18 protein-coding genes and 2 pseudogenes are annotated in these 18312 nt (G+C 60.3%); 8 read left to right on the top strand and 12 right to left on the bottom strand.

Annotated elements, in window-relative coordinates:
• Positions 1–420: 420 nt before the first annotated feature.
• The 3 genes from APH35_RS18860 (at position 421) to APH35_RS18870 (ending at position 3397) form a co-directional block, all read left to right on the top strand.
• Positions 421–1908, top strand: coding sequence for a SulP family inorganic anion transporter (locus tag APH35_RS18860; protein ID WP_009684101.1), 1488 nt, complete (start codon positions 421–423; stop codon positions 1906–1908).
• Between the two features lie 11 nt (positions 1909–1919).
• Positions 1920–2771, top strand: coding sequence for a universal stress protein (locus APH35_RS18865; RefSeq protein ID WP_012316922.1), 852 nt, complete (start codon positions 1920–1922; stop codon positions 2769–2771).
• A 92-nt stretch (positions 2772–2863) separates the two neighbouring features.
• Entirely contained in the window at positions 2864–3397 is a 534-nt protein-coding gene (locus APH35_RS18870) for an NUDIX hydrolase (RefSeq protein ID WP_009684099.1), read from the top strand.
• A 33-nt stretch (positions 3398–3430) separates the two neighbouring features.
• On the opposite strand, the gene tnpC is transcribed toward APH35_RS18870, so the two are convergent.
• From tnpC to APH35_RS18890, 5 genes and pseudogenes are all read right to left on the bottom strand, one after another.
• Positions 3431–4966, bottom strand: a complete 1536-nt coding sequence (gene tnpC / locus APH35_RS18875) for an IS66 family transposase (RefSeq protein WP_009684098.1) — start codon at positions 4964–4966, stop codon at positions 3431–3433.
• 61 nt (positions 4967–5027) lie between these two features.
• Positions 5028–5363 carry an IS66 family insertion sequence element accessory protein TnpB gene (tnpB, locus tag APH35_RS29445; protein WP_009684097.1) on the bottom strand — a complete coding sequence of 112 codons (336 nt, stop codon included), beginning with the start codon at positions 5361–5363 and terminating at the stop codon, positions 5028–5030.
• Positions 5360–5692 carry an IS66-like element accessory protein TnpA gene (gene tnpA / locus APH35_RS28455; RefSeq protein ID WP_009684096.1) on the bottom strand — a complete coding sequence of 111 codons (333 nt, stop codon included), beginning with the start codon at positions 5690–5692 and terminating at the stop codon, positions 5360–5362. Before tnpA ends, tnpB begins: the two co-directional genes overlap by 4 nt.
• Before the next feature lie 101 nt (positions 5693–5793).
• Positions 5794–6597: pseudogene (locus APH35_RS18885) on the bottom strand (DNA polymerase ligase N-terminal domain-containing protein); the annotation flags it as partial.
• A 200-nt stretch (positions 6598–6797) separates the two neighbouring features.
• Positions 6798–7511: pseudogene (locus APH35_RS18890) on the bottom strand (DNA polymerase ligase N-terminal domain-containing protein); the annotation flags it as partial.
• A 127-nt stretch (positions 7512–7638) separates the two neighbouring features.
• Between APH35_RS18890 and APH35_RS18895 the strand changes: the two are divergent.
• Positions 7639–8103 carry a hypothetical protein gene (locus APH35_RS18895; RefSeq protein ID WP_060492371.1) on the top strand — a complete coding sequence of 155 codons (465 nt, stop codon included), beginning with the start codon at positions 7639–7641 and terminating at the stop codon, positions 8101–8103.
• 45 nt (positions 8104–8148) lie between these two features.
• Here the strand turns inward: APH35_RS18895 and APH35_RS18900 are convergent, their stop codons facing one another.
• Genes APH35_RS18900 through APH35_RS18910 form a run of 3 tightly spaced genes read right to left on the bottom strand, consistent with a single transcriptional unit; the run spans position 8149 to position 11074 of the window.
• Positions 8149–9102 carry a lysylphosphatidylglycerol synthase domain-containing protein gene (locus APH35_RS18900; RefSeq protein ID WP_060515262.1) on the bottom strand — a complete coding sequence of 318 codons (954 nt, stop codon included), beginning with the start codon at positions 9100–9102 and terminating at the stop codon, positions 8149–8151.
• Positions 9102–10304 carry a cardiolipin synthase ClsB gene (gene clsB / locus APH35_RS18905; protein ID WP_060492373.1) on the bottom strand — a complete coding sequence of 401 codons (1203 nt, stop codon included), beginning with the start codon at positions 10302–10304 and terminating at the stop codon, positions 9102–9104. The genes APH35_RS18900 and clsB overlap by 1 nt, the downstream gene beginning before the upstream one ends.
• Complete coding sequence (locus APH35_RS18910) at positions 10301–11074, bottom strand: endonuclease/exonuclease/phosphatase family protein (protein ID WP_012272270.1); 774 nt, start codon at positions 11072–11074, stop codon at positions 10301–10303. Before APH35_RS18910 ends, clsB begins: the two co-directional genes overlap by 4 nt.
• Before the next feature lie 152 nt (positions 11075–11226).
• Here APH35_RS18910 and APH35_RS18915 point away from each other — a divergent pair, with 152 nt between their 5' ends.
• From APH35_RS18915 to APH35_RS18930, 4 genes are all read left to right on the top strand, one after another.
• Positions 11227–11601, top strand: a complete 375-nt coding sequence (locus APH35_RS18915) for a low affinity iron permease family protein (protein ID WP_012272269.1) — start codon at positions 11227–11229, stop codon at positions 11599–11601.
• Positions 11602–11623: 22 nt separating this feature from the next.
• A complete protein-coding gene (locus APH35_RS18920) occupies positions 11624–12175 on the top strand; it encodes an ATP-dependent Clp protease proteolytic subunit (protein WP_012272268.1) in 552 nt (183 codons plus the stop codon).
• A gap of 120 nt (positions 12176–12295) precedes the next feature.
• Positions 12296–12505, top strand: coding sequence for a general stress protein (locus APH35_RS18925; protein WP_060515263.1), 210 nt, complete (start codon positions 12296–12298; stop codon positions 12503–12505).
• 106 nt (positions 12506–12611) lie between these two features.
• The gene (locus APH35_RS18930) at positions 12612–12881 is read left to right on the top strand and encodes a DUF6555 family protein (RefSeq protein ID WP_012272266.1); all 270 of its coding nucleotides are present in this window, start codon (positions 12612–12614) and stop codon (positions 12879–12881) included.
• A 47-nt stretch (positions 12882–12928) separates the two neighbouring features.
• On the opposite strand, the gene paaZ is transcribed toward APH35_RS18930, so the two are convergent.
• The 4 genes from paaZ to APH35_RS29165 are packed head-to-tail and all read right to left on the bottom strand — an operon-like array spanning position 12929 to position 18160.
• A complete protein-coding gene (gene paaZ / locus APH35_RS18935; protein WP_060515264.1) occupies positions 12929–14983 on the bottom strand; it encodes a phenylacetic acid degradation bifunctional protein PaaZ in 2055 nt (684 codons plus the stop codon).
• 37 nt (positions 14984–15020) lie between these two features.
• A complete protein-coding gene (locus tag APH35_RS18940; protein WP_060515265.1) occupies positions 15021–16253 on the bottom strand; it encodes an OprD family porin in 1233 nt (410 codons plus the stop codon).
• 39 nt (positions 16254–16292) lie between these two features.
• Complete coding sequence (locus tag APH35_RS18945; protein WP_060515266.1) at positions 16293–17855, bottom strand: cation acetate symporter; 1563 nt, start codon at positions 17853–17855, stop codon at positions 16293–16295.
• Positions 17852–18160 (bottom strand): DUF485 domain-containing protein, encoded by a 309-nt coding sequence (locus APH35_RS29165; RefSeq protein ID WP_012272262.1) that lies wholly within the window; start codon positions 18158–18160, stop codon positions 17852–17854. Before APH35_RS29165 ends, APH35_RS18945 begins: the two co-directional genes overlap by 4 nt.
• Positions 18161–18312: the final 152 nt, after the last annotated feature.

Raw genomic sequence — 18312 nt, forward strand, 5'->3', positions numbered from 1 at the left:
AACCGTCTGGCCAACTCACCCCTCAGCACACAGACCAGCTCGGACAAGAACGGGTGGAAAACAAAGCCTTGCCCGCAGGTATACCCATTGAATAAGCCTGTATCTGACGTAGGTCATGCAGAGCCTGCCAGCGGGTCGCAATCGACGATGGCTTCATTGTATACTTCGGCTCCGCATACCCCTTGAGCTACAGGAACATCAGCATGACTGTACTCCAAACGATCTACTGGCAGCCTACGCCGCCTTAGCGCTACGCCCCCTCGCAACAACCTGCTTCCGCTAGCCTCGCTCGCGGGTGCTCACTGCTGTACGCCTGGTTTTACACCTTAAGCACACAGCAAAAAATCCTCAAAATTTGAATTTGTATCGATTCGCTCGCCACTCCCTTGGCGTGCGCGATGCTTTGCCTTGGATATTTATATGCTGCAAAAACTTAGACAAACGTGGTTTTCCAACGTCCGTGCCGACGTGCTCGCGGGGCTGGTGGTCGCACTCGCGCTGATCCCGGAAGCCATCGCCTTTTCCATCATCGCCGGGGTAGATCCCAAAGTCGGTCTCTACGCCTCCTTCTGTATCTGTGCTGTCATCGCCTTTGTCGGCGGGCGCCCCGGAATGATCTCGGCGGCGACAGGCGCCATGGCACTGCTGATGGTTACGCTGGTAAAAGAGCATGGACTCCAGTACCTGCTGGCCGCGACGCTACTATGTGGCGTACTTCAAATCCTTGCCGGCTACCTGAAGCTCGGCTCGTTGATGCGCTTTGTTTCACGCTCGGTAGTCACCGGCTTCGTAAACGCATTAGCGATTCTGATTTTTATGGCGCAATTGCCTGAGCTGACCAATGTCACCTGGCATGTCTATGCCATGACCGCTGCGGGCCTGGGAATCATCTACCTGTTCCCGTATGTACCGAAAATCGGCAAGGTGATTCCCTCTCCATTGGTGTGCATTCTGACGCTGACTGCCATCGCCATTTACCTCGGTTTGGATATCCGCACCGTCGGTGACATGGGCCAACTGCCTGATACGCTCCCGATCTTCCTCTGGCCTGAAGTTCCGCTGAATTTTGAAACCCTGCGCATCATTTTCCCGTACTCGGCTGCGTTGGCAGTAGTGGGTCTACTCGAATCAATGATGACCGCGACCATCGTCGACGACCTTACCGACACCACCAGCAACAAAAACCGCGAGTGCAAAGGCCAGGGTGTGGCCAACATCGCTGCCGGCATGCTTGGCGGCATGGCAGGTTGCGCCATGATCGGCCAGTCGATCATCAACGTGAAATCTGGTGGCCGCACCCGTCTCTCGACATTGTGTGCCGGCGTTTTCCTGCTGCTGATGGTGGTATTTCTTGGCGAGTGGCTCTCCAAAATCCCTATGGCGGCACTCGTGGCTGTGATGATCATGGTGTCCATCGGCACCTTTAGCTGGGATTCCTTGCGTAATCTGAAAGAGCATCCGCTGTCGACCAACCTCGTCATGGTGGCGACCGTCGTGGTCGTCGTGGCCACTCACAATCTGGCTTACGGCGTACTGGTAGGTGTGCTGCTGGCCTCCCTGTTCTTCGCAAACAAGGTCGGGCACTACCTGGATATCAAGAGCACTCTTGAAGAGACGAAATCGCATCGGACTTACCGCGTCGTGGGCCAGGTGTTCTTTAGCTCTGCGGACAAGTTCACTGAGGTTTTTGACTTCAAGGAGGCGCTCAACAAGGTCACCATCGATCTCACACAGGCGCATTTCTGGGATATCACCGCCGTCGCAGCGCTGGATAAGGTCGTGATCAAGTTCCGACGCGAAGGCGCTGAGGTTGAAGTGCTCGGTCTCAATGAAGCCAGCGCGACAATCGTTGACCGCTTCGGCGTGCATGACAAACCCGGTGCCATCGACAAGCTCATGAGCCACTAAGGAGAACGACAATGACCCGCGTAATGGCATGCATTGATAACTCACAATCCTCATTGGCGGTCTGCGATTACGCAGCATGGGCCTCGCAACGACTCAGCGCTCCCCTGACCTTGCTTCATGTGCTGGATAAGGAGAAATATCCTGCATCCGCTGACCTCAGCGGCAATATCGGTCTCGGTAGCAGAGAACATCTGCTGGAAGAGTTGGCCATGCTGGATGCGCAGCGGGCAAAACTGGCGTTGGAGCATGGGCAGCACATGCTTGAAAAAGCTCGCGAGCGAACAGTTCACTCTGGCGCCATGTCACCTGATATGAAGCAGCGCCATGGCCATCTCGTCGAGAGCCTGAGCGATCTCCAAGACGATATTCGGTTACTGGTGATTGGAAGAGTCGGTGAGGACAGCACGCGCAGTGCCCAAAGTCTTGGCAGCCAGATTGAAGCGATAGTCCGAACTATCCACCGCCCCACCCTGATTACAACCAGCCATTTCAGGAAACCTGAAACGGTCATGGTGGCATTTGACGGCAGCGCAACAGGCCACAAGACCTTACAGATGCTTGCTTCAAGCCCGCTGTGCGAAGGCCTGCCAATTCATATCGTCATGGTTGGAACGGATTCTGAAGACAACCAGAACGCGCTGGAGAAGGCACGAACCACGCTTGCGTCTTCCGGCTCGCTGGTGCATTCCGAGATCCGCCCAGGCGAAGTAGAGTCCACACTGCATGCGTATCAGGCAGAGCACGGCATTGACCTCTTGGTCATGGGGGCGTACGGGCACTCACGCATCAGGCAGTTTCTGATAGGCAGCACGACCACGACGATGCTGCGTACATCCACTGTACCCTTATTGCTGCTTCGCTGAGCCAGTTCCACTGGCCACAGTATTTCCAGAACTGAGGAAATACCGTGGCCACCCTGGACGATGACTAACTGATCTTGCCGCTACGAGACCACATGCAACTCATAACTGAAATTGTTCACCCCGAGCTGAAATCCAAGCAGGGCAGAGTATTCCGTCGACATGCAGCTCGCGGCATCGTGATGCGGGGTGAACAGATCCTGTTGCTGTTCACCGAGCGCTATAACGATTTCAGCTTTCCTGGAGGCGGCCTTGATGGTGACGAGGACATTGTCGCAGGCCTGAAGCGTGAGCTTGAGGAAGAGACTGGTGCTCGTGAAATACAGGTGCTCCAGCACTACGGTTACATCGAGGAGTACCGGCCCTACCAAAAGCCACAGTACGATCTGATGCACATGACCTCGCATTTTTATCAATGCGAAGTAGCGCCCCAGCTAGAGCCGGTGAGAATGGAAAGCCACGAAATCGCTAATGGTATGCGGCCTGTCTGGATCAACCTGCATGAAGCCATCGCACACAATGAAGCCGTCATGCAGCGTCACGAGTCTTCGATGGGGCAGTCAATTCTGCGCGAAACCTACATGCTGAGAAAAGTCGCTTCCGAATTGTTGATGCCAATCAGCCTTTGAGCTGACTATTTGGCGAAGTCCACTTAGCCTGCCTCAGGCAAGCATCCAATGCTGCGGGAGTAATTGCGTGATTTCGCTCGCCCGCTGTGTCGGAAGCCGCATCAGTACATCCTTGAGATAGGCATACGGATCGTGCCCATTCATACGCGCCGACTGGATCAGGCTCATGATTGCCGCCGCCCTTTTTCCACTGCGCAGCGACCCGGCAAATAACCAGTTCGAGCGCCCAAGCGCCCACGGCCGGATCAAATTCTCGATCTGGTTATTGTCGATGGGCACAGCACCATCTTCCAGGTAGCGCGTCAGCGCTACCCAGCGTTTAAGGCTGTAATCCAGGGCCTTGGCCGTGGCCGAACCCTCGGGCACAAGTTCGCGTTGGGCCAACATCCACTCATGCAGTTTTTCAGCGATGGGCACCGCTGTTTCCTGACGTAATCGCCAGCGGGCTTCGTCGCTCATTTCCTTGGCGTGTCGCTCGACTTCATACAACCCGCCAATCGAGTGAAGCGCCTGCTCCGCCAACTGGCTTTTATTGGCTGCATGCAGGTCGAAGAATTTGCGGCGTGCATGGGCCATGCAGCCGATTTCGGTGATGCCCAGCTCGAAGCTGGCCTTGTAGCCGGCGAAGTCATCGCAGACCAGCTTACCGTTCCACGTGCCCAGGAAGTTACGCGCATGTTCGCCGGCACGGCTGGGGCTGAAGTCGTAGACCACGGCCTTTAGGGCCGAGAAAGGCGTGGTGCTATAGGCCCACACGTAAGCGCGGTGGGTTTTCTTTTCGCCTGGTGCGAGCATCTGAACCGGGGTCTCATCGGCGTGGATCACGCCCTGGGCCAACACATGCTCACGCAGCGCATCGACCAGAGGCTGGAGCTGCACACCGGTCTGTCCGATCCATTGCGCCAGTGTCGAACGGGCGATGGGCAGTCCGGCCCGACCAAAAATCTTCTCCTGCCGGTACAGCGGTAAATGGTCGGCGAACTTCGCCACCATCACGTGGGCCAAAAGGCCTGCGGTCGGGATGCCCTTGTCGATCACTTGGGCCGGTACAGGCGCCTGGATCAGTGTTTCACACTGACGGCACGTCCATTTTCCACGCACATGCCGCTCAACTGTGAACACGCCCGGAGTGTAATCGAGCTTCTCGCTGACGTCTTCGCCGATTCGCTGAAGCTGGCAGCCGCACACGCACTGAGTATTCTCTGGTTCGTGACGGATCACGGTTCGCGGAAACTGCGGCGGCAGTGGTGCACGCTTGGGCTTATGACGTGGCTCGGCCGGTGCGGCCGGCGGATTGGCTGCCTTCAGCTCGGCTTCGATAGCTGCGATATCGGTATCGAGCAGATCATCAAGCAGACTGCCTTGGTCGGGGCTCAGTTGCTCGCTGCGCTTGGCGAACTTGTGTCGCTTGAGGATGGCGATTTCATGAGCCAGTTGCTCGTTGACCGTTTCGAGGCGTTGGATTTTCTGGCTCATGGAGTCGACCTGGGACAGCAACTGCATAGCCTGTTCGGCCAAGCCGCGCAGCTGTTCCGGTGTCATCTGGTCGAGATTGGGCGAGGAAGTCATGCCGCTGATTGTGTCAGAGCAGGTCGTCAACAGCGATAAACCGATGGGCTAATGGCAGGGGCTAAAGCACTGTGATCGCGCTGCCTGCGCCGACCCGCTGCCACGGCAAACCCAGTACCAAGGCTTGAAGTTGCTCGTTATCGAGTTCGACTTCCGATCCGTGACGGATGCCGGGCCAATGAAACTTGCCTTGGTTCAATCGTCGCGCTGCCAGCCAAATGCCCACACCGTCATGCACCAAGACTTTCATTCGGTTGGCACGGCGATTAGCGAAGAGGTATGCGCAGTGCGGCTTCGCCACACCGAACACCGCGATCACCCTGGCCAGCGCGGTCTCGGTACCGGCGCGCATGTCCATAGGCTCGGTGGCAAGCCAGATGGCATCGATCCGAATCATTCCAACAGGTCTCGCAGAAAGGTGGCACAGGCGACAGCGCTTTCGGTCGGCCAGTTCACTTTGACGGTGCCACGCGGGTGCTGGATTTCAATGCAGATACTTGATGAAGCTGCCTGCGAATGTCCTCCGGCTAGCGGCAAGGGCACTGGAATGAAAGCAGGTTGCAGCGCCATAGTTTTGTTCGTGAGTACCCTAATCCATTTATGTACGAGGTTCGCGTTAAGGCTGTGCTTCTGCGCGACGCTGGCAATCGATGCGCCGGGCTGGGCGCACTCTTGGACAACTTGGGCCTTGAAGGATTTTGAATAGGAACGGCGTTGTGACTGCATGGAAAGACCCGCTTAAAAGGCTAGAAATGGTGTCCACTTAAATTAGGTGGACACCATCGCCTTTGGCGTCGGGGTCAGGAAGGTGAGTTGGCCGGACGGTTACGAACCTTTTGATCTTCTATCCTGGCAAGCATCCTAAAACCATCGAATTTGCACTCATAGATCCATCGACCGCTAGGAGGCTTTTCCACCAGAGTCGCCAGCTGCGGCTTGATGTAGCCCGGCAGTTTCGCCTTGCGCGCACCGGTGAGTGGCGAGAGCTTTGTTTGCCGTACAGGCTCTGCAGCTTTCTTGGTGGGCTTGGCCTTGGCTGTAATTGATGTGTTGGGTGATTTGGCAACGATTGCCCGTTCGCTGATCACGCTGTCGGGTTCGGCGACAACCACGTCGTAAATATCTTCAGGCCGAGCGGAACTGTCTTGATGCTTGATAAGAAACCATTGCTCCTGCTTGCCCGGCATGTGCGTGCGAACCAGGTTCCATAGACCGCTCAGCTTCTCGCCCTGCAGTTCAAACTTGAGGCGGCCCTTTGCGTAGGCCTCGACCGGGTCGCCCAGAGGAATCCACATGCCGCGGTCCCAGACGATGACGTCGCCAGCACCATAGTGGCCTTCGGGTATGCTGCCTTCGAAGGTAGCGTAATCCAGCGGATGGTCTTCGACATGCACCGCCAGGCGCTTGACCTTGGGATCCAGTGACGGCCCCTTTGGTACCGCCCAACTCTTGAGCGTACCGTCCAACTCTAAGCGAAAGTCGTAATGCAAGCGCGAGGCATCATGCTTCTGAATGCAAAACTGCAATGCATGCGCTTTGCCCTTGCGCCTGCTAGATTTTGTGAGGCCAGCAGGCTCTGGACTCTCCTTGAAATCACGCATTTTGTTGTATTTTTCGAGCTTCTTTTCCATGATGCCCTCCGCAGAGTGCTTACAACATCGACCTTCGCCTCACCTGAACTCAGCATTTTGAAATTTACAGCTGTGAGGCTGGGTGATAGATCTCGACGCGAAACGCAACGGGTGCATTTTTTCAATCGCAACACCGTAAACAGCTCAGATAGAAAAATAAGGCTTCTCAAACGCAACAGCTGGGCTGGTACCTATTTAGATTTGACTTCATAGCGCCAGTCGCCGCTAGGCGGGGAATCCACCAACGTTGCAAGCTGCGGCTGTAGCTGCGCTGGCAACGGCGCATGCTGGCCTTTTCCGGTGCGTTGACGGTTGGTGCGCGGTGTAGTGGCCTTTTTTGCAGCGGCCTTGCGTGGCAACAAGGTGCGGTCGCTGAGCACGCTGTCAGGCTGGGCCTCGACAATGCTGTAGTCAGCTTCGCTGCGCGCCTGGCCATCGTGGGACTTCACCAGCATCCATTGCTCCTTTTTGCCGGCCAGGTGGGTGCGAAACAGGTTCCACACACCACTGAGCTTTTCACCCTGCAGGCGAAAGCGCAGCTTGCCTTTGGCATAAGCCTCACGGGCATCGCCCTCGGGCTCCCATATGCCACGGTCCCAAACGATCACATCGCCTGCACCATAGTGGCCTTCGGGGATATGCCCCTCGAAGTCGGCGTAGTCCAGCGGATGGTCCTCCACATGCACGGCCAGTCGGCGCACCTTGGGGTCCAGCGACGGCCCCTTGGGGATCGCCCAGCTCTTCAGGGTGCCATCAAGCTCCAGGCGGAAGTCATAGTGCAGGTGGCTGGCGTCATGCTTCTGGATGCAGAACAGCAGGGCGTGGGCCTGTTTACCACGGCTGCGCCTGCCGTCTGGCTCGGGCGTGGCGCTGAAGTCACGCTTGCGCGCATATTCCTGCAGGGGCTTGGCCATGGAGGCCTCCGGGTGGTTCGCAGTCTCTAAGGTGGGAGGCGCTGCAGTGAGGGGTAGTTCAAAAAACTCTGAATCTTCAACAGGCAGACGCAGTCGACCGAATGAAGCCAACCGACGGAGAACCCTCATGGCCAGAACAGATAAACCCAAGCCGTATACCCCTACAGAAATCGATGACACCGAAGACCGCATGGGCAGCGTCCACGAGTTGGACTTCGATGAGCGCCTGGATGAGCGACAAGGACGTGTGGGCGACGAACGACCGGCCGACGACGTCGCTCGGGAGTTTTCACCACGGCGTGTGGCCGAAAGCGGCATGACCGGCGGCGAGGCGCTGAGTGATAGCCTGCATGAAGACAACGTCACCTATGACGATTTGAGCCCGGACACTCTGCTGGACGAAACAGGTGCCCGCGACCCGTATGAGTCTGGCGACAGTGAGGGCCCGGCGGATCAGACCTTGCGGCAGGTGAACGCCGATGAGATCGGGGGCGGCATAGGCTTGGACGAGGCCGAGCTGGCGCGGTCCGCGCCGCTGGACGGCATACCGTGGAGCGATGATGCGGTCATTGACGAGGACAGCAAGCCTTGAGCGAGCCGAGCCGCTGAGCGGCTGGACGTTGCCCTGAAGCCAGTGTCAGGTTTGGGCGGGTGTGTCGTCCTGGCGCATGGCTTTGGCGCGCTTTTCCAGGATCAGGTAGCAGATCACCGCCAGCAGCAGCGGGATCAAGTAGTACAGCGTGCGATAGCCCAGCAGGGCAGCCACCAGCGTGCCCTGGGCCATCTGCCCGTGTAGCAGAGCCAGAAACACTGCCTCCAGTACGCCCAGCCCGGCCGGTATATGCGCGACCACGCCAGCCACGCAGCTGATCAGCAGAATGCCGAGTATCGAGGGGTAAAACGCGTTGCCCGGCAAAAGCCAGAAGATCAGCAGCGCCATCAGTGCCCAGTTGCTGGCGCCCAGCGCCACCTGGCTCAACGCCAGGCGCAGCGACGGTAGCGTCACTTCGTGATCGCGCCAGCACCAGGTGCGCTTTTTGGCAAAACCACAGGCCAGCAGATAACCGCCGGCGATCGCCAACAGCAGCAGGCCGATCAGGCGCAAGCTTGTAGCGCCCACCGCCCAGTTACTGGGCAGCTCGACCAGGTCCAGGGCAAATACTGTGCCGGCCAGTAGCATGTAGCCCATCCAGTTGGTCAGCAGGCCCAGGGTTAGAATGCGTGTGATCGTCGCCGTGTCCAGGCCAAGGCGCCCGTATAGCCGGTAACGCAAGGCGACGCCGCCCACCCAGGTGGTGAAATTGAGGTTGAAGGCGTAGCACACGAACGCGATGGGCACTACCTGCCGGGCAGGCAAGTGGTGGCCGGTGTAAGCCCGTGCCAGCAGGTCGTAGCTGGCGAACGTGAGGTAGCTGCACAGCGCAATCGCCAAGCCTATGACGAGGGCACCAGGTTTGTAGGCCAGCAAGGACTGGCGCACTTCGTTCCAGTCCAGGTTGCGCGCCAGCAGGTACAGCAACATAGGGATGAGGACCAGGAACGCCAGGGTGAACAAGCGTTTGCCCCAGCTTTGCCAGCCTTTGCGCGCCATCAGGTGCTGCCCTCGTGCAAGTCGCCTTGCGGCTCGGCTTCCGGCTGCACCGAGCGCAACCGCTGGCGGTGCGCCGGGAACCAGCCGGCAATGCGCGGAAAATGGCGAATCACGTGGAAACATACGAAAATCAGCGGTGCCCGCCACCAGTAACCGCGAATCATGCGCTCCAGGGTGACTGGCTTGCAGTGTTCGTTGGCCAGGGCCTGCAGGTGCTGATTCAGTTGCTGGTTGAAGGCTCGGTCACGGATGAACAGATTCGCCTCCAGGTTGAATGACAGGCTCAGTGGGTCGAGGTTGCTGGAACCGACGGTGGCCCACTGGTCGTCCACCAGCGCCACCTTGCCATGCAGCGGCCGCTGGCAGTATTCGTTAATCACCACGCCGTCGCGCAGCAGGTAGTTGTACAGCAGGCGTGAGAGTGCGCGGACCCAGCGCATGTCGGGTTGGCCCTGCAAAATCAAACGCACTTCCACGCCACGCCGGGCTGCATTGCGCAGCTCACGCATCAGCCGGTAGCCTGGGAAGAAATACGCATTGGCGACCACGATGCGCTGCTTGGCCCCCCGAAAAGCCTGAAGGTAGTGGGCTTCGATATCGGTACTGCGCAGCCCGTTGTCGCGCTCGACCAGCACGGCGCTGCTGGCCCCGGCAGGCTCGGTAACCGGGCGAACCGCACTGGGTGGCTGCAGCACTGGCGACATCAGGCGCTTGCTGGCGGCATGTACCTGTGCAACCACCGGGCCGGTGACTTCCACGGCATAGTCCTGCTTGGCCATGGCACCAAAGTCGCCCAGGTGGTCGGCGCTGTAGTTGATGCCTCCGATGAAGGCCCGCTCACCATCGACCACCACGATCTTGCGGTGCAGGCGCCGGAACAGGTTGGTACGCATGCCCACTAGCCGCGGCTGCGGGTCGAACGCGTGGAAGCTCACGCCCACATCGGTCATCGCCGAAATGAACGCGCCTGGCAGGTCGGCGGTGCCGTAGCCGTCTACCGCCACTTCCACACGCACGCCGCGCCGGGCCGCATCGATCAGCACCTGCTGCAGTTGCTGGCCAACCTTGTCGTCGAAGATGATGAACGTTTCCAGCAGGATTTCTTCTCGCGCCTGGGCCATGGCCTCGAACACGCGGGGGTAGTACTGCTCGCCATTGATCAGCAACTGCACGCTGTTGCCGTCTACCCAAGGTCGGTTCACAGGTTGATCTCCGCAGCCAGTGGGACGTGGTCGGAGAGGTGCGACCACGGGTATTTCGACAGCACCTGGGCAGCACCGGGCACGGCGTTGCGCAAGTAGATGCGGTCCAGGCGTAACAACGGCAGGCGCGCGGGGAAACTGCGCGCCGGCTTGCCGAAGGCCTCTATCAGGTGCTCGCAGAGCACGGCGTCGGCCTTAAGCCGCCAATCGTTGAAATCGCCGGCGACGATCACCGGCGCTTGGGGCGGCAGGCTGGCCAACAGGTCCAGCATCAGCGTGACCTGGCGCTGCCGGTGGGCCTCACGCAGGCCCAGGTGTACGCACACCGCATGCACCTGGTCATGCCCCGGCACTTCCAGCTGGCAATGCAGCAAGCCGCGCTGTTCGTTGCCCTGCACTGAAACATCCAGGTTGTTGAAGTGGCTGATGGGGAATTTCGACAGCAACGCGTTGCCGTGGTCGCCATGCGGGTACACGGCATTGCGCCCATAGGCGAACTGCGGCCACATGCTGTCGGCGAGAAACTCGTATTGCGGCGTTTCTGGCCAGGCCGCATGGCGCTGGGCATGTTGCTGGTGGCTGCCGTGCACTTCCTGCAAGAACACCAGGTCAGCGCCGGTGGCGCGCACCGCCTCGCGCAACTCGGGCAGGATGAAGCGCCGGTTGAAGAAGGTGAAGCCCTTGTGCACGTTAAGCGTCAGCACATTGAGCCGGCGCACCGTGGTGACTGTGTCGATGCTACGGTTTGGGGCGGGCAGGGTCTTGTCCACAAGGCGCCTTCCATTCAGTTGCTCTGAATGTGCGACTGGTGGAGCCCCCGCTGGGTTCAGCGCACGTGACCAATGGGAAGTGCTGATGTCGGGTTGAACTTTAGAGCGGCTGACGTTTCCACCGGTTATCCGCTTCGTGGAAGGGTGCCAGCATGAAATTCGACCGCTTCGCCCACTGGCTGGCCAATTGGGCCGGACGTCCGCTGAGCTTTGGCATCGCCTGCCTGCTGATCTTGACCTGGGCAGTGACCGGGCCGCTGTTTCACTTCAATGACACCTGGCAACTGGTGATCAACACCTCGACCACCATCATCACCTTCCTGATGGTGTTCCTGATCCAGAACACCCAGAACCGCGACAACGACGAACTGCACATCAAGATCGACGAACTGCTGCGCACCACGCGCCGGGCACACAAGGCGCTGCTGGACCTGGAGGATATGGACCCCGCCGAGCTGCACGCCCTGCGCAAGCAGTACCGACAAATGGCCGGGCAGGGCAACGATGCGCAGAACACCAAGGAATGAGCTGCCAACCCCGGAGGCAAGCATGGCCAGACATATCATCCACTTTACCGGGCCGATCAATTCCTCGACCTGTGGCAACCTGATCAGTACCTGTTCGCGGGCGTTGCAGCAGGGGGCCGAGGTGTTGCAACTGAACATCGCCACCATGGGCGGCGAATGCAGCTATGGGTTCACTTTGTACAATTTTTTGCGGGCGTTGCCAGTGGAGGTGCATACCCACAACCTGGGCACCGTGGAATCCATGGGCAATATCCTGTTCCTGGCCGGAGAACGGCGTACGGCGTGCAGTTTCAGCAAGTTCCTGTTCCATCCGTTTCACTGGACTTTGCATGGTTCGGTGGACCATTCACGGATGGCCGAGTATGCGATGAGCCTGGATTACGATCTGCGGCTCTATGCGCAGATCGTCACCGAGCGGACCGAGGGGGCAGCCGAGGTGCTGGATGTGCCACGCTACCTGATGGCCTATCCGCGGATTCTAGGGCCACGCGAGGCGATGGAGAACGGGCTGATTGATGCCATTGACGAAATGCCGATCGGGGTGGAGGCCGTTCAGTGGAGTGTGCATGCCTGAGTTTCGTGCCATTGGTCAGCTGCCGGCAAAACCATTGAGCAGACTCATCATTCAGAGGCTCGGAAGCTAGGCATGGCAAAGATTCATGCGACCAGCGAACCCATCGCAAGGAGAAACGACATGGCGCAAGACCAAGAGCGAACCCGCCAGCGCGGCGGCACCAAGGAAACCAACCCAGGCAACTTCGCCAATGACCGGGAACGGGCTTCGCGCGCTGGCCAAAAGGGCGGCAAGGCCTCTGGCGGTAACTTCGCCAACGATCGCCAACGGGCTTCGGAAGCAGGCCGCAAGGGTGGGCAGAACAGCCACGGCGGGAGCGGTAGCCAATGAGTGACAGCGCTCGCAGATGATGCCAATTGTTCGCCGAAATTTTGAATTTTCTGGCCATGGCCTGATCAATCAGGGTGTCATCCATGGAGAAGAGGAGGCCCCAGCGATGCCAGGCCCACAGCTGTACATCATCGATTACCAACTGCATGGCCAGCCGCGCAGTTTCATCATTCGTCTGGAGCGGCTGGACAATGCCGAAGCCTGGCATTGGGCAAGTTGCGATGCGGGCATCGGCATCATTCCCAAGTTTGGTCGCGAAAAGATCAAAAAGGTCAGCCGGCCCATGGCCGAACGCTATGGGATTACCGCCGTGAGCTGGCGGGTTTCGGGAAGCAAGCCAAACCAATCGGCGGGAGACCCGGCGGCGACAGGGTAATTGGCCTCTGCGCGGCTGACTCGCGAAGAGGCCAATGCTTCAACGAGTCATTGTGGCTTTTTCAGCACCAATGTCAGGATGTCATAGCTGGCCACCAGCTCACCCAGCTGGTTGGTCACCTCGACATCCCACGCCACCACACCCTGCGGCTGCCCCAGCGGGCTGGTCTTGCCTTGGTCAATCTTGCGCTTGCAGGTCAGGCGCGCCTGGATGGTATCGCCAATGCCCACCGGGTTGATGAAGCGCAAGGTATCCAGCCCATAGTTGGCCAGCACCGGCCCGGCACCGGGCGACACGAATAACCCGGCCGCCGCCGACAGCACGAAGTAGCCGTGGGCGATGCGTTTACCGAACTGCGATTCCTTCGCGGCGATTTCGTCGAAGTGCATGTAGAAATGGTCGCCCGACAGGCAGCCGAAATTGACCAGGTCAGCTTCCGTCACAGTGCGCCGATGGGTGAGCAGCGACTCGCCGATGCGCAGTTGCTCGAAGTAGCGGCGGAACGGGTGCACTTCGGTTTCGATCACTTCGCCACCACGCACGTATTCGCCGGTGACCGCCGTGAGCATGCTCGGCGAACCTTGTATGGCGGCGCGCTGCAGGTAGTGCTTGACCGCCCGCAGGCCACCCAGCTCTTCACCACCACCGGCCCGGCCCGGACCGCCGTGCTTGAGTTGCGGCAGTGGCGAGCCGTGGCCGGTGGATTCCTTGGCGGCCTCGCTGTCGAGCACCAGCAGGCGGCCATGCCAGGCAGCCGCCGCCGGGATTGCCTTGGCAGCCACGCTGCGGTCGGCGGTAACCAGGGTCGCCACCAGGCTGCCTTTGCCACGCGCCGCCAGCGCCAAGGCTTCGTCGAGGTCGTCATAGGCCATTAGCGTGCTGACCGGGCCGAACGCTTCGATATCGTGGGCGCCACCTTCGGCATGCGGGTCGCGGGCTTGCAGCAGAGTCGGGGCGAAGAAGGCGCCCTCGGCCACGCCCTCGCCACGCGGGGCAAAGCCGTCGCTGGCGCCGAACAATTGGTCACAGCTTTGCAGCAAGCTGCGCACGCGCTCGGCCACGTCGTGCTGCTGATCGTGGGAGGCCAGGGCGCCCATGCGCACGCCTTCCACCGACGGGTCACCGACCACGACTTTGCTCAACCGCTCGCGCAGGCGCGTGGCGACCGCATCGATATGCTTGGCCGGCACGATGGCGCGGCGGATGGCGGTGCATTTCTGCCCGGCCTTGGTGGTCATTTCACGCACCACCTCCTTGATGTAAAGGTCGAACTCTTCGCTGTCCGGGGTTACGTCCGGGCCAAGAATGGCGCAGTTCAGCGAGTCGGCTTCAGCCGTGAACGGTACCGAATTGCGTACAAGGTTCGGCGTGACACGCAATTTGGCGGCCGTGTCGGCGGAACCGGTGAAGGTCACCACGTCCTGGCCTTGCAGGCGGTCGAGCAGGTCGCCGGTACTGCCGATCACCAGTTGCAGACTGCCTTCGGGCAGCAGGCCGGAGGCATTCATCAGGCGCACTACGGCTTCGGTCAAGTAACTGGTCGAGGTCGCTGGCTTGACGATACATGGCATGCCGGCCAGGAAGGTCGGGGCGAATTTTTCCAGCATGCCCCAGATGGGAAAGTTGAACGCGTTGATGTGTACCGCAACGCCTGCACGCGGCACCAGAATATGGCTGCCGGCAAAGTGGCCTTGCTTGCCCAACGGGATGGCTGGGCCTTCGTGCACCAGGTTGCCTGATGGAAGCTCGCGGCTGCCGATGCCGGCATAGGAAAACAGCGTGGCGTTGCCGCCTTCGATGTCGATCCAGCTGTCGGCACGGGTTGCACCGCTGTGGTGGGACAGGGCGTAGAGCTGCTCCTTGCGTTCGGCCAAATACAGCGCCAGGGCTTTGAGGCGTTGGGCGCGCTGCTGGAAGTCCATGCCCATCAGCGAGGCCAGCCCCCGCGCTCGCGCGTAATCCACAGCTTCGGCGAAGTCCGGGCGCTCTTCATGGCTGTAGGCCAGCACGTGGCCGTCAAGGGCGCTGCGCAGGGCCTGGGCGCCGTGCTGGCCGAGCCAACGGCCGGCGATGAAACTTTGCAGAGTAGGGGCGGCAGACATGCTGTTCTCCATGCTGTTCAAATGTGAGGGGGCGCTGTTACCACAGCGCCAGGGTGTAACCGATGATCAGGCGGTTCTCGTCCACGGCGTTGGTCAGGCCATTGCCGGAGCGGAAGGTGACGTTGCGCCAGCGCAGGCTGACGTCTTTGAACGGGCCGCTCTGGATGACATAGGTGATGTCGGTATCGCGCTCGCGCTCACGGCCATTGCTGACGGTGGCGGTTTGCGCATGACGGCCGTCGGTGTAACGGGACATGAAGCTCAGGCCAGGGATACCCATGGCAACGAAATCGTAGTCGTAGCGCACTTGCCACGAGTCCAGCCCGGCCCGGGTGAAGGTGTTGTAGGTGACCAGGTTGACGGTGAACGGGTCGCCACCGTTGACGAACGGGAAGGCGCTGTCACCGGACATCTGCTGCCAGGTGGCGGTGAACTTGTGCGCCCGTACACCCAGGGTGAACATGGCGTTGAAGTTGCGGTTATCGATGTTGCCGGCACGCTCGGCGCCATCATTGCGGCTGTCGAAATAGCGCAGGTCGCTGCGCAGGCTCACCCCTTCACTCAATGGGCGGGTATCGATCAGGCCGACGAACTGCTGGCGATAGATGTCCTCAAGCTTGGCGTAGTAGTAGCTGACGCTGGTTTGCGGGGTGATGGCGTAGCTACCACCACCAAAGTCCAGGTGGTCGCTGGTCGCGGTGCCGTAGCCGATGTCATCGCGGCCCGAGGAATCGCGCAGGTTGGCCTTGGTCAGGCGGCCGGCATTGAAAGTAAGGCCTTCGAGGTCCTGGCTGGTCAGCAGGCCACCCTGGAAGGTGGATGCCAGCAGTCGGGTGTCGTTGTACACCACCACCGGCAGAATCGGCTGCAAGGTGCCCAGGCGCAGGGTGCTTTTGGACACCCGCACCTTGCCGGTCAGGCCCAACTCACTGTAGTCGTCGACGGGTTCATGGCTGTTCGGGCCGAAGGGCAACAGGCCGGTGTTGCGACGGTCCCGGCTGGAGTCGAGCTTGATGCCCAACTGGCCCATGGCGTCGACGCCAAAGCCGACGGGGCCTTCGGTGAAGCCCGACTCCAGCTTGGCGGTGAAGCCCTGGCCCCATTCCTCGGCCTTGGCCTGGGGCGCATTGCTTTGGCGGAAGTCGCGGTTGATGTAGTGGTTGCGCAGCTCCAGGCGTGCATGGCTGTCGCCGATGAAGTCCGCCAGCGCCGGCATTGGCAGGGCGAGGGTGGCCAGCCAGGCGGCTGACATGAAGTGCGTGCGGTTCATTGTTGTTGTTTTACCCGACATGGTTGTTCGTCCTTGAAATCAGTGCTTGCTGGCGCCGGCAGCGCCGATGCCGGTCATGGAGCGGATGAACTGGCCCAGGTAGCGGCCACGTTCCTCGACGGCACGTTCGGAGCTGTCGGTAACCGAGAACACCCAGGCACTGAGGAAGGCCAGGCTCATGGAGAACAGTGCCGGGTTGCTGTAGGGGAACAGCGCCGTCTCGTTGTGCAACACGTTGACCCACACTGCTGGGCCCAGCACGACCAACAGCACCGCCGAGACCAGGCCGGCCATGCTGCCGCACACCGCGCCGCGGGTGGTCAGGCCTTTCCAGAACATCGAGAGCAGCAGCACCGGGAAGTTGACCGAGGCGGCTACCGCCAGCACCAGGCCGGAGAGGAAGGCGATGTTCTGCGACTCGAACATCAGGCCGAGGATCACCGCAAGCAGGCCGATGACCAGCGTGGCAACACGCGACACGCGCATTTCCTCTTGCTCGGTCGCCTTGCCTTTGCGCATCACGCAGGCATACAGATCGTGGGAGACCGCCGATGCCCCGGACAGCGCCAGGCCGGCGACCACGGCCAGGATGGTGGCGAAAGCCACGGCAGAGATGAAGCCGAGGAACAGGTTGCCACCCACGGCCTGGGCCAAGTGCACGGCGACCATGTTGCCGCCGCCGATGATGGCGCCGGTGGCATCGCGGTAGGACGGCTCGGTGCCAACCATCACGATGGCGCCAAAGCCGACAATGATCAGCAGCAGGTAGAAGTAACCGATGAAGCCAGTGGCGTAGAACACGCTCTTGCGTGCTTCCTTGGCATCACTGACGGTGAAGAAGCGCATCAGAATATGCGGCAGGCCGGCGGTGCCGAACATCATGCCTAAACCGAGAGAAATCGCGTCCACTGGGTTTGACAGCAAGCCGCCCGGGGCCATGATCGCCTGGCCCTTGGCATGCACGGCCACGGCGCTGGCAAACATCGCTTCGGTGCTGAAACCAAAGTGCTTGAGCACCATGAAGGCCATGAAGCTGGTGCCCGACAGCAGCATTACGGCCTTGATGATCTGCACCCAGGTGGTGGCAAGCATGCCGCCGAAGGTGACATAGGCGACCATCAGCACACCGACCAGCATCACGGCGTACAGGTAGCTGATGCCGAACAGCAGCTCGATCAGCTTGCCGGCGCCGACCATCTGCGCCACCAGGTACATCAACGCCACCACCAGGGTGCCAAAGGCCGAGCTCAGGCGCACCGGGGTTTGCGCCAGGCGGTAGCTGACCACGTCGGCGAAAGTGTACTTGCCCAGGTTGCGCAGGCGCTCTGCAATCAGGAACAGGATGATCGGCCAACCGGCCAGTACGCCCAGGGCATACAGCAGGCCGTCGTAGCCGTTCATGAACATCATCGCGGAAATACCCAGGAACGACGCGGCGCTGATCATGTCACCGGCGATCGCCAGGCCGTTCTGCATACCGGTCAGCCCACCGCCAGCGGTGTAGAAGTCACTGGCCGAGCGGGTGCGCAGGGCAGCCCAGCGGGTGACCAGCAGCGTGAAGCAGACGAACACCATGAACATCGAAATGGCGGTCCAGTTCATTGTGCGCACTCCTGCTTGACCTTGTCGTTGAGCGGGTCGAGCACGTTGTTGGCGCGGTGCACATAAATGCCGGTAAGGGCGAAGGACAGCAGCACCATCAGCACGCCCACCAGCATGCCGACAGTGGTCACGCCGCCGCTGAGGGACTGGCCCAATGTGCTGGGCGAGAACGCCACCAGCAGGACGAAGCCGTAGTAGATCACCAGCATGGCCAGGGTCAGGCTGCCATTGAGACGGCGCTTGCGCCGCACCAGGTGCTGGAAGTCGGGGTGGTTGGCGATGCTTTCTATGCGTTCGGGTGTCATGGGTTGCGATCTCTGGGTGTTGTAATTGTTTTGTTGAGGTCACGCGGGTGTTGCGGTGTTGCTGATGGCCTCTTCGCGGGCTTGCCCGCTCCCACAGGTAAGGCGTTGCTCTTCGCCTTTGTGCGATCCCTGTGGGAGCGGGCGCGCCCGCG

It is taken from the genome of Pseudomonas sp. NBRC 111132 (assembly GCF_001320565.1).
Classification (GTDB): Bacteria; Pseudomonadota; Gammaproteobacteria; order Pseudomonadales; family Pseudomonadaceae; genus Aquipseudomonas; species Aquipseudomonas putida_P.

Bases quoted from the DNA above. Each gene is read 5' to 3' on its own strand.
- APH35_RS18860 (WP_009684101.1), top strand. From the start codon at position 421: ATGCTGCAAAAACTTAGACAAACGTGGTTTTCCAACGTCCGTGCCGAC.
- APH35_RS18865 (WP_012316922.1), top strand. From the start codon at position 1,920: ATGACCCGCGTAATGGCATGCATTGATAACTCACAATCCTCATTGGCG.
- APH35_RS18870 (WP_009684099.1), top strand. From the start codon at position 2,864: ATGCAACTCATAACTGAAATTGTTCACCCCGAGCTGAAATCCAAGCAG.
- tnpC (WP_009684098.1), bottom strand. From the start codon at position 4,966: ATGACTTCCTCGCCCAATCTCGACCAGATGACACCGGAACAGCTGCGC.
- tnpB (WP_009684097.1), bottom strand. From the start codon at position 5,363: ATGATTCGGATCGATGCCATCTGGCTTGCCACCGAGCCTATGGACATG.
- tnpA (WP_009684096.1), bottom strand. From the start codon at position 5,692: ATGCAGTCACAACGCCGTTCCTATTCAAAATCCTTCAAGGCCCAAGTT.
- APH35_RS18895 (WP_060492371.1), top strand. From the start codon at position 7,639: ATGGCCAGAACAGATAAACCCAAGCCGTATACCCCTACAGAAATCGAT.
- APH35_RS18900 (WP_060515262.1), bottom strand. From the start codon at position 9,102: ATGGCGCGCAAAGGCTGGCAAAGCTGGGGCAAACGCTTGTTCACCCTG.
- APH35_RS18915 (WP_012272269.1), top strand. From the start codon at position 11,227: ATGAAATTCGACCGCTTCGCCCACTGGCTGGCCAATTGGGCCGGACGT.
- APH35_RS18920 (WP_012272268.1), top strand. From the start codon at position 11,624: ATGGCCAGACATATCATCCACTTTACCGGGCCGATCAATTCCTCGACC.
- APH35_RS18925 (WP_060515263.1), top strand. From the start codon at position 12,296: ATGGCGCAAGACCAAGAGCGAACCCGCCAGCGCGGCGGCACCAAGGAA.
- APH35_RS18930 (WP_012272266.1), top strand. From the start codon at position 12,612: ATGCCAGGCCCACAGCTGTACATCATCGATTACCAACTGCATGGCCAG.
- paaZ (WP_060515264.1), bottom strand. From the start codon at position 14,983: ATGTCTGCCGCCCCTACTCTGCAAAGTTTCATCGCCGGCCGTTGGCTC.
- APH35_RS18940 (WP_060515265.1), bottom strand. From the start codon at position 16,253: ATGAACCGCACGCACTTCATGTCAGCCGCCTGGCTGGCCACCCTCGCC.
- APH35_RS18945 (WP_060515266.1), bottom strand. From the start codon at position 17,855: ATGAACTGGACCGCCATTTCGATGTTCATGGTGTTCGTCTGCTTCACG.
- APH35_RS29165 (WP_012272262.1), bottom strand. From the start codon at position 18,160: ATGACACCCGAACGCATAGAAAGCATCGCCAACCACCCCGACTTCCAG.